Consider the following 9,154-nt stretch of genomic DNA (forward strand, 5'->3'; position numbering starts at 1 on the left):
ATTATGAGAGAGAAGAATCTTAGAAAGAAACATATTAAACGACATAGAAAATGGCCTTGGATCATCTTAGTTATCGTGGTCTTGTTTTTGGGGAGCATTGGTTTGTTCTGGGCCAAGTACGGTTATGATATCAAAAATAACATCGCTGATGGTTATTCATACAGTCAGGGACTGACAAAGAGTGATTTTAAGCCAAAAAACAGCACCGTTATATATGATCGTAACGGTAAAGTTATCAAAAAACTGTCACAGTCGAGTTCTGATTATACACCGATAAATGAAATCAACCAGAAGATAACTAAGGGGCTAGTTAAGGTGGAGGATCAGCGCTTTTATATCCATCATGGAGTTGATCCATACGCCATTGTCCGTTCACTCTTTTCTAGAGTGCTCCATCAACGAGTCGAAGGTGGTTCGACTTTGACACAACAATTGGTTAAGAACGTTGTCCTCAAGGACCAATCACAGACGCTGAATCGAAAACTCAAAGAGATGGTCATCGCACAACAGTTAGAAAAAAAATTCACCAAAAAACAAATTTTGGAGTTTTATATCAATGATGTCTATATGGGACATGGTTCATATGGCTTCAGTTCAGCAGCCAAATATTATTTCTCTCAGGATCAAAGAGATTTATCGATCGATAAAGTAGCTATGCTCGTCGGCATCCCTAATAATCCGATCTACTATGACCCAGTTAACTATCCAAAACGTTCCTTGTTGCGGCGCAACATGGTCTTGTCTATATTCTATGAGAACGGCCTGATCAGTAAAAAGGTCTATCATAACGCTCGACAACGTCCCTTAGGACTGAAGGTCAATGAACATAAGTATGACAATGACGTCTCGAACAATTACGCTCTGAGTTACGCCGTCTTCAATGCGACTGAAGAATTGATGAAGTCATCTGGTTTCACGATGAAATACAAATTCGATACTGATGCACAGCGAACGGATTACAACACTAAGTATCAGCAAGCTTATGAGCGAGCACATGGTGAGTTGATGGACGGTGGTTACAGTATTCACACCTCGATCGATATGGACCTACAAAACCAGATCGAAAGTATCGTCCAAAAACAATACCAGGCTTATACAGGTAGAGATGTGCACGGTAAGCTGGCGCCACAAGTCTCTAGTACTGTGATCGACAATAAAACTGGGGATGTCTTGGCGATCGTCGGCGGCCGGACGACTGAAGGCGATCAGGTCAATCGAGCTATCAATGGTTATCGTCAACCGGGTTCATCAGCTAAACCACTGACAGCGTACGCTCCAGCCTTTGAACGCGGGTATCTACCACAGAGTTCAGTCGTCGATTCGGCTGTCGATGGTGGTAAGATCACTAACTGGTACAGCGGCTATACTGGTAAGACGACTGTCCGACATGCATTAGCGAACTCGATCAATACTGTCGCTTATAAGTTGGCGGAGTCAGATACTAAGCACACGTATTACGATGACTTGACGAAGATGGAATTCGCCAGACTGACGCCACAGGACAACAATCCGATCATTGCTATCGGAGGCTTCACCTATGGTGTTACGACGACGGAGATGGCTTCAGCGTACAGCTCCTTCTCCCGTAGCGGTCAGTTTGTCCATCCAAGTAATCTGACTAGTATTTATGACACTTCTCACGAGCGATATATTTATCAGAATACACACTTGAAGAAGAAGATCTATACGACTAATGCCAGTTATATGATGCTCAATACGATGCAGTCAGTCATCACCGATGGCTTGGGGAAGGCAGCTTCCTTAGACAATTACAGTCACACTGCTGGTAAGACAGGTACGACTGACAATACTAAAGACTCGTATTTTGTCGGGATGACTAAGAATTTCACGATCGCTAACTGGACTGGTAATGATGTACCTTCAACGCTGAGTGGAAATGAACAGTCGCTACCGATGTCGACTTTTAAGGCTGAAGGTGAGTACTTGGTCGATCAATTGAAAGAAAAAGACACTGACTTCAAGAAGCCCAGCACGGTCAAAGTCAGTGGTGATAACTTGACTGTAGTCGCCAGCAATGAGAAGCCTAGTATCCAAGATATCATCGAGACTGATTTTAAAAAGTTCAATCAAACTCAAGAGACTAAGAATTCAAAACGTCTCTACAACATGGATTATCGAATCATCTATCATCTGACTAAAAAAGAAGAATTCAGTCGTGAGCGTAAAGTGCAGAGGGCAATCGATAAGTACAATGAGACCCCGATCAAAAAGCAATCTCAGTACGATAAAAAGCTAGATCAGATCCAGAAGATCCGTTATTTGAATGCGAACGTCAAACGACAGAGTGCTAAGATCAAATTTAATAATCAAATCTTACAATTACAAAAAGCGCTCAATATGAGTCAGGCGATGTTCCAGTCTGAAAAGGATAATAAAAAGATCGCCAGCTATGATGCTCAAAAAGAAGCATTAGAAAGCCAGCGAGAACAAGAACGAAAAGATAAAGTCGCTAAGTTACAGACGCAATACGATACCCAACTACAAAAGGTCAAAGATGCTTATAAGAATGACGATTCCGACAAGGAAGCTCAGAAACAAAAATTGATCGATATCATGAACGAAATCAGGAGTTATGGTGGCACTGCTCCCGATCTCAAATTAAATGTTGACGGTAGTTCAAACACTGATTCCAATACAAGTCCCAGCAATTAGATTGAGTTAACCTCCGGATTCAGTTATATTAAAGGAAAATGATAACTGGAGGTTACGATCATGGCTTTAGCGGACGAATTTGTTGAAAGAAGAATGTTGATTTTTAAGTGTTACCATTGTGAGCATCCAGCAATGCAGATTGCTGCGATCAAGAGTTTGGGTTATAACGAAGATGGCTCAGAAAAATCTGATGTCACCTTGAAATGTCCTCGTTGTCAAAAAGAAGACAGTTTTATTCTGAATGACGGTGCATTAGACGTTGCTTCAGAAGCTACTGAAGCAGGAAAAGTTCCTAATCTCAAAAAAGTATTGTAATCAAAAACGGCTCCCTTAATGGGGGGCCGTTTTTTTTTTTTATTATATCTGTAAGTTATTGGTCCGTTTAGCAATGGCTGGCAAGATGAACCCTAATAGGATCAAGATGATCGGAGTAGCGATGTTGAGCGCCAATTGGAACCACCACGAGGATGGGTCTGAAGCCATCGTCATCTTAGGAACTATTCCCATGATGCAGGCAAAACTCGTCAGGATGAAGGCCCAGAGACCGATTCCAAAACCGACGTATTTATTCTTCACGAACATGTAGTCAGTCTTGAACTTATCTAAGTGCATCGACAAGAGCATGAAGGCTAAGAAGACCCAGAGATAACGCATTGGCATGACGATAGAATTGAGATTGAGTAACCAATTATACAAGTCGTTGGTTCCATTGATACCTAGTGCCGGTACGATGATCAAGATGGAAACTAAGATGGCTGTCATCTTGTAACCGTTGATAGCGATACCGTGCTTGTTCTTCTTACTCAATGACTCAGGAATATAGTGCTTGTCAGCGTCATTCAACAGTATCCGCAGTGGTGCGTCGATCGAGATAGCCAGCGATGCGGCGGTCGCAAAGGCATTAGTCAAAGCAAAGGCCCAGACGAACAAGTTGCCGACGTGAAAACTCTCACCTAGGTATTGAAAGGCTATATAAGTACCGTTAGCCATCAAGTCACTAGGAATATGGTTGGAATCGATGATCATCCCGACCGCAAAGGAACCTACGATAGCTGAAACGACGACCATCACGGCCATTATAGTCATTCCGATCGGAAATTCCTTGGAAGCATTTTTAGTCTTGTTGACATATGGCGAGATCTTCTCACAGCCACCGACAGCGAAGACTAACATCGAGATAGTCGTGAAATATTGCATGTCAAACTTGGGGATGTAAGTATGGATGTCTGACATATTTGGTGTAGCAATTTTGATATCAGTGATGAAAGGTGCACTGACACCTAAGATGATAAACAACATCGACATGAAGAACATGGCGATACCAGCGATACTACCGATATTATTTAAGGTAGTTACGCCCTTACTGGCGATCCAAGCAAAGATCAAGAAGATCACTAAGCTCAATCCCTGAACTAATATTGGAGAACTCGTGTTGACGAACGAGCCATTCCCCTCTAAGAGCCACCCCAGGCTGATCATGATGATCTGTGGTTTTTGAGCTAGGTAAGGGATGTGAACTACCCAGTACGTCCAAGCGGCAAAGTAAGCCAGTTGGTTGTTCGCCAACACTTTGATCCAAGAACTGACGCCACCACCTGAGTTTTGAAAAGTCGCCCCTAATTGTCCGACCATCATCGTATAAGGCATGAAGTATAAGAACATGATCAAAAACCAAGATGTGATTACCGTTACTCCCTGATTAGCGAAGTTATTGATGACATTATTAAAACTCCAGACAGCTGTGAAACCGATCAAAGAAATATTCCACCATCTTAAAGTTCTAGCATTATTATTTTCTAACATGAAGACACCCTCCTAAGGAAGCGCACCCGCATCCATTTGTAATCGAGCTTAGTGACTATCGTCTTTTCCTAAAATAAACGATTCCGTTGAAGATCGAAATCAAATACTGTGATGAGAACAGACCAACCGCTAGGAATGAGGCAATCAAAAAAGTCGTTATAGCTTGTTCCAATGAATCGATATAGCGATTTTGAACCATATAAAGAATCGTTCGATAAGCATTTCCCCCCGGAACTAAATTGACGAGACAAGGGATGTAGATGATGTTCTCTGGTATCTTGAACTTGCGAGCAAGGTAATAAGTCATCAATCCGATCACTAGTGCCCCCACGAAGTTCGCTAGTAATATATTGACGTGTAACCAATTTTTCAAGATCCAAAAAGCAGTCCAACTTAATCCACCAGTTAAACCAATGATACCAGCTACGCGATGAGGCGCGTTAGTAATTAATGAAAATCCTACCGCTGAGGCAGAACTTAAGATGATATTTAATAATAAGGCTGTCACTTCGTACACCTCCTAAAATAAAATTAACGCCGTAGCGATACCAAAGCCGATACTGCTAGCAACTAACATGGCATCGAGAAACTTTACCGCTGAACTCAAGGCGTGCCGCATGACGAGTTCTCTGATCGCATTGGTGATCGCCACACCTGGTACTAAGGGCATGATCGCACCGATGATGATGTTGTGGTATTGGTCGACTAGACCAAAGCGTCCTAATAATATAGAAAGAAGTGCGATCGCAAACCCTGAAATAAATAAATCAGCGTAAGGCATACGAGATAATCTGGCTAGATAATAAGAAATACCGTATCCGATCGTACCGATGATAAAACAGTACACGAAGTCAAATATCGGCATCTTGAATAAGAGCATCGGTGCCATAGCAACTAGACCAGCTCCAAAAGCTTTGACATAAAAGGGAAAGTCAGTCGTGTGCTTGTCTTGATAGATTTTTTCGATCTCAATCGTGAAATCTTTGGGACTGAGCTTTCGTTGTGCCAGATGACGTGACAAAGTATTGATGTCATCGATCATCTGCAGGTTGGTCCCACCTAAGGAAGACTTGATGAATTTTGAGTTTTTACCATCGACCTCAACGAAGACGGCCGTGACTGTTACATAACAGTTTACCTCATGACCGAGCGAAGAACCGATTCTTTCTATAGTATCTTCGATTCGATAAGATTCGGCACCACCGTTGATGAGTAGATAGCCTGTTTTTAGGCATAATTCTGAGACCCGTTCGGTACTAGTTTTTCTCATTGTTAAGCCCCCCTTGAGAATGATATAAAACGTAACAATTATCGTTGTAAAAAAATATAACGTCAACCTGTTTTTTGAAATGTCAATTTGACAGTTTTGATTAAACTTTTATAATAGTGTCTAATGCAGTTGTGTGCTTATTTTAATACCGATGGTTAAAAATAGCTGTATAATTGCATTCTATCTATATATAATTAGATGGTAGTTAGTAATTTCTGATACACTAATTGGAGTTTATAATGGACAATAACAATAATATGTCTAGAGAAGGAAGAAAAATTTCTAGAAACAAAGCCTTATCGAGTGGTAACGGCGGTGGCGGTGGCAAGCATCCTTTCTTAAAGGTGCTGGGACTGACGCTTCTAGTAGTTTTCTTCGTTGTTGGTGCTTACGGATTCAGATTGTATGCTCAAGCCCAAAATTCTCTGGGAAATACGTACAAAGCTCTTGATGGCAAGACACCTTCGGCTAAGATCAGTAACAAAAAACCAGTTTCGATCTTGTTATTGGGTGTTGATACGACCGATGATGGAGTTAGAGATACAGAGACTGATTATCGTGGTAATTCTGATACGATGATCGTTGTAACGGTCAACCCTAAGACCAATAAGACTACCATGGTATCTGTACCACGTGATACTATGGCTCAGATCTGGAAGGGCGTTGACAATAATACCAATAAGATAGCTAAGATCAATTCAGCTTATAATGTTGGTAACGAGGAGAGCGCGGTCGTAACGACTGAAAAGCTCTTGAACGTGCCGATCGATTATTACGTCAAAGTCGACTTCAACTCCTTGACGAAGATCGTCAATGCCGTTGGTGGTGTTGATGTTGATGTACCGTTTAGCTTCTCCTATGGTGACACTGGTGAGAAGGCCTCGGTTTTCAAAAAAGGCAAGATGCACTTGAATGGTAAACAAGCCTTGGATTACTCTCGAATGAGATATGAAGATCCTGAAGGTGACTATGGCCGACAAAAGCGTCAACGTCAAGTTATCACGGCTATCATCAAGAGTGCCGCATCTGCAAAGACTTTCACTCGTTATCAAAAAGTCTTAGATAGTATTTCTAATTCGATGACGACTAATTTGAGCTTTACCGACATGCAATCGATGTTCTTGAATTATAGTGGTGCTGCTAAGAATATTGGCTCAGACCACGTTCAAGGCTTCGGTTCAATGATCGATGGCTCATCTTACGAGATCGCTTCAACTAAGGAATTACAAAGAGTATCTAATAAGTTGAGAAAACAACTCGATCTCTCTCAAGAAACATTGAATAATCAAGAGACTAAATTAAACAAGTATAATGAGAAACTTGGATTCTCATTTAATTACACAGGAACACAGACACAAAATTACGAAACAAAGGTGACTTCGACAAGTTCTACCGGTTCGACGGGTGGGACAAGTTTTGGAACGAGTACTGAAGGCAGTTTTGGTGGCAACAGCACGGGTCCAAATAATTACTAATAGAATAGATTGATTCGAGGAGGCTGGGATGAGATTTTGTCCCAGCCTTTATTAGTTCAATTTTTTTGTTGGCACGAGCTCGTCTGTTATAGTTTTAGTGAAATAAGGAGATAAATATGAGTGTTTTAGAGGTACATGACTTGACGCAACAGTTTTTGGACAAGAGACTGTATGACGATGCAAGTTTACAAGTAAATAAAGAAGATCATTTGGGGATCACTGGTCAAAACGGGGTCGGTAAGTCGACTTTTATCAAAATATTGACCGGACAGATCGAACCAGATGAAGGTAAGATCACTTGGCAGAAACATCTGACAGTGGGTTATCTGGATCAACAAGCGCGACTAGTTGAGGGGATTTCAGTCAGAGAATATCTACAGACGGCTTTTAGTGATCTATATGAAGCGAATGACAAGTTGACTGAAATCTATATGAATGAACCAAACGAAGACGATTTAGTTAAGGCTGGGAGACTGCAAGAGCTCTTGGATGCTAATGACTTCTATGAATTGGATACTAAGATCGAACAAGTAGCAACTGGATTGGGGCTAGATGCGATCGGTTATGATCACGACGTCTCTAAGTTAAGTGGTGGTCAACGTTCGAAGATCATCTTGGCAAAGATCCTATTGGAGAAGCCAGATATGATCTTATTAGATGAGCCAACGAACTATTTGGATACTAATCATATCGAATGGTTGTCGGATTATTTAAATAATTTTGAAGGTGCCTTCATTGTTATTTCTCATGATTATAATTTCTTGGATAAGATCGTCAATTGTATCGCAGATATCGAGTTTGGTAAGATCACAAAATATACTGGTAATTTGAAGCAAGTTCAAAAGCAAAAATCAGCTAATAAAGAAACTTATATGAAGGCTTACGTTAAACAGCAGGAAAAAATCGCTAAGACGAAGGCTTATATTCGCAAGTTTAAGGCTGGGACTAGGTCTAAGAGTGCCAAAAGTCGGGAGAAACAATTAGCCCATATGGACGTCTTGACGCCACCTGGTAATAAAAAAATCGGTAGTTTTGGCTTCCCATACGCTGAGATCCCTAGTACTAGAATGTTATTGGAAGTCAATGACCTGAAGATTGGCTACGACCAAGCTTTATTTGAGCAAAAACTTAACTTCTCGATCGTCAGTGGTGAGAAAATGGTCATCAAGGGATTCAATGGTATCGGTAAATCGACGTTGATCAAGACCTTGTTAGGCCAAATCAAGCCGATCGAAGGTAATTTTGACTTTTCAGAGGTAGTTAAGGTCGGCTACTTCAAACAGGATCTAGTCTGGAACAATAACATGGAGACACCATTCCAGATCGTCAGTCGCGATCACCCTGATAAGGATGGAAAAGAAGTGCGACGGGTCTTGGCTAGGACGGGATTGACCAACCAACAGATCATGTCTAACATTCGTTCACTCTCTGGTGGGGAGCAGACTAAGGTCAAATTAGCTGACTTGATGTTCGATCCAACAAACTTCTTATTCATGGACGAACCGACCAATCACTTGGACGACGAGAGTAAGGCAGCTCTACGTAAAGGGCTTAGAAACTATGATGGATCAATGATTCTCGTTACTCACGAAGAGGATTTTTACAGTAGTGATTGGATAGATAAAGTCCTAGATATAGAGAAAATCAAAAAAAATTAACTTTTTTTCAAAAAGTACTTGCAAAGGTGTTACTTGAATAGTAATATATTACCTGTTGTTGCGACACAGCAACGGCGACAACGACTTGAGAGCTTTTAACTTCTCATCTCGTTGAAAAATTATTTTAAAAAGTGCTTGACATTATGTTGACTGCTTGATAAGATAATTAAGTCGCTTGTTAAGAAGTTCACTTCTTATCAACGGTAGACCTTTGAAAACTGAACAAAGTTTTAACAATCAATTGTGTAGGCCTTTTAATTAAGGTTTAAAGTTTT

The 9,154-nt window shown here is 41.0% G+C and carries 7 protein-coding genes; 4 read left to right on the plus strand and 3 right to left on the minus strand.

The window, feature by feature from the left end; genetic code table 11:
* Positions 1–3 precede the first annotated feature (3 nt).
* Together AC27FM_RS06440 and AC27FM_RS06445 are read left to right on the plus strand one after the other, a co-directional pair.
* A complete protein-coding gene (locus AC27FM_RS06440) occupies positions 4–2,673 on the plus strand; it encodes a transglycosylase domain-containing protein (protein WP_487086864.1) in 2,670 nt (889 codons plus the stop codon).
* Between the two features lie 60 nt (positions 2,674–2,733).
* Positions 2,734–2,988, plus strand: coding sequence for a hypothetical protein (locus AC27FM_RS06445; RefSeq protein WP_487086865.1), 255 nt, complete (start codon positions 2,734–2,736; stop codon positions 2,986–2,988).
* Positions 2,989–3,030: 42 nt separating this feature from the next.
* On the opposite strand, the gene AC27FM_RS06450 is transcribed toward AC27FM_RS06445, so the two are convergent.
* Genes AC27FM_RS06450 through AC27FM_RS06460 form a run of 3 tightly spaced genes read right to left on the minus strand, consistent with a single transcriptional unit; the run spans position 3,031 to position 5,746 of the window.
* Entirely contained in the window at positions 3,031–4,476 is a 1,446-nt protein-coding gene (locus tag AC27FM_RS06450; RefSeq protein ID WP_487086866.1) for an APC family permease, read from the minus strand.
* 55 nt (positions 4,477–4,531) lie between these two features.
* On the minus strand, positions 4,532–4,984 hold the full coding sequence (locus tag AC27FM_RS06455; RefSeq protein WP_487086867.1) for a threonine/serine exporter family protein: 453 nt from the start codon (positions 4,982–4,984) through the stop codon (positions 4,532–4,534).
* Positions 4,985–4,996: 12 nt separating this feature from the next.
* On the minus strand, positions 4,997–5,746 hold the full coding sequence (locus AC27FM_RS06460) for a threonine/serine exporter family protein (RefSeq protein WP_487086869.1): 750 nt from the start codon (positions 5,744–5,746) through the stop codon (positions 4,997–4,999).
* Positions 5,747–5,985: 239 nt separating this feature from the next.
* Here AC27FM_RS06460 and AC27FM_RS06465 point away from each other — a divergent pair, with 239 nt between their 5' ends.
* Positions 5,986–7,221, plus strand: a complete 1,236-nt coding sequence (locus AC27FM_RS06465; RefSeq protein WP_487086870.1) for an LCP family glycopolymer transferase — start codon at positions 5,986–5,988, stop codon at positions 7,219–7,221.
* A gap of 116 nt (positions 7,222–7,337) precedes the next feature.
* Positions 7,338–8,879, plus strand: coding sequence for an ABC-F family ATP-binding cassette domain-containing protein (locus tag AC27FM_RS06470; protein ID WP_487086871.1), 1,542 nt, complete (start codon positions 7,338–7,340; stop codon positions 8,877–8,879).
* The last annotated feature ends 275 nt before the right edge of the window (positions 8,880–9,154 follow it).

The organism is Companilactobacillus sp. y65-5 (assembly GCF_057541095.1).